The following is a 1,759-nucleotide window of genomic DNA, read 5'->3' on the forward strand; positions in this document are numbered from 1 at the left end:
TCTGCAATTTTCAGGTGGGTTGAGGGAATATAATCTACGGTTTCCTCCATAATCTGCCAGCCCTTGCTTCCCATTGCTTCATAAAAAGCAGTATTGATTTTGTAACTCACACAATAATCGAGCGTAGCGTCAATAATTGCTTTATTAAATGCCAGGATGGCATCTGGTTGCTGCCGGAGAAAGACCGGGATTTTTGCAGGGTCCGTATCCAGTCCAACACATAAATAGGATTGTTTCTTTTTGATTTGATCTACGAGTTCTTGCCTGTTCATGCCTGCGAAGATAAGAAGGATTAACGGCCCAATTCCTGTACAAAATGCCAGATTTCCTGATACCTGTTATAAAGCGGTACCGGTGCTACCCGAATAACATCGGGCTCTCGCCAATCAGCAAAAATGCCCTGTTCTGTCAATTGTTCAAATAATGCCCGGCCTCCTGTATGAATCAATAAAGAAACCTGGCAACCCCGCTGTGCAGGATCCGACGGGGTTAGTAGTTCAAATTTACCAGGCTGGTCCTGTTGTAAGTCTTCTAATAAATAACGCAGGTAAGCCGCCATCTGCCGGGATTTCTTTACACAGTTCTCAAACCCAGCCCTTGAAAATATTTCAAGCGATGCACGATGAGCTGCATACAGCAGGGGCGATGGGGTACTTAGCTGCCATCCTTCTGCAGATTGAACCGGCCGAAACCCCTTTTCCATTTTAAAACGGGTTTCTTTTTCGTACCCCCACCATCCGGCAAAACGATATAGTGCATCTTCTCTATGATAACGTTCATGTATAAACGCAGCACCGATTGCGCCGGGGCCCGAATTGAGGTATTTATAGCTGCACCAGCAGGCAAAATCTACATTCCAGGCATGCAGGTTTAAAGGAATATTTCCTGCTGCATGTGCCAGGTCAAAACCAACCTTTGCACCAGCATTATGGCCGGCTGTTGTTATGGCTTCCAGGTCAAATACCTGGCCGGTATAATAGTTTACGCCTCCCCAGAGCACCAGGGCAAGTTCGTCGCCCGTTTCGTGGATTGCCGCTACAATATCTTGCTGCCGTATACAAGCTTCCCCGGCTCTGGGACCCACCTCAACAAGTACTTCATCCGGATTATACCCCAGGGCTTTAAGATGTGTTTCAAACATGTATTGATCACTGGGAAACGCCTTTGCTTCGCAAATGATTTTTTTCCTTTTTCCGGCTGGACGATAAAAGCTCACCATCATAAGGTGAAGATTAACCGTTAGCTGGTTCATTACAACCAGCTCCGAAGGCAGGGCGCCTACGATGGCAGCCAATGGCTTTACCAGGTGATCATGGTAGTTCAACCAGGGATCTTCGCCCATAAAGAAACCTTCCACTCCATACCGGGCCCATTGATCAAGCACTTCGTTTAAGAAGTAGGCTGTTTTTTTGGGCTGTAGCCCCAGTGAATTACCAAGGAAATAGACCTGATGCTGCCCATCCTTTTCAGGAATAATAAACTCCTGCCGGTAGGATGCCAGTGGATCGCTGGCATCTAATGCGAATGCATACGCCAATTCTTTTTTCATATAGCAAGGTATTTATCGACCCCGGTTCTTAGATGGTGCCCGTTCTTCCGCCATCAACCGGAATACTGGTGCCCGTGATATAGGAAGCCGCCGGACTGGCCAGGAAAGCCGCCAATGCTGCAATTTCTGCGGCGCTTCCAAACCGCTGAAGAGGTACTTCTGCAGCCATGGCAGCTTCCTGCTCTTCCAAACTTATTCCCTGCGAATCGG

At 47.6% G+C, this 1,759-nt stretch carries 2 protein-coding genes and 1 pseudogene; all 3 read right to left on the reverse strand.

The genetic code is table 11. The annotated features are described in order from the left end of the window. A pseudogene (locus A1D16_RS09990) lies at positions 1 to 272 on the reverse strand (orotidine 5'-phosphate decarboxylase); the annotation flags it as partial. Positions 273 to 292: 20 nt separating this feature from the next. After that, positions 293 to 1,549 (reverse strand): kynureninase, encoded by a 1,257-nt coding sequence (gene kynU / locus A1D16_RS09995; RefSeq protein ID WP_290709220.1) that lies wholly within the window; start codon positions 1,547 to 1,549, stop codon positions 293 to 295. Between the two features lie 28 nt (positions 1,550 to 1,577). Further along, positions 1,578 to 1,759, reverse strand: a 182-nt coding sequence (locus A1D16_RS10000; RefSeq protein WP_290709221.1) for an SDR family oxidoreductase, incomplete at its 5' end; no start/stop codon positions are given.

The organism is Flavihumibacter sp. CACIAM 22H1 (genome assembly GCF_001601815.1).
Taxonomy (GTDB): domain Bacteria; phylum Bacteroidota; class Bacteroidia; order Chitinophagales; family Chitinophagaceae; genus Flavihumibacter.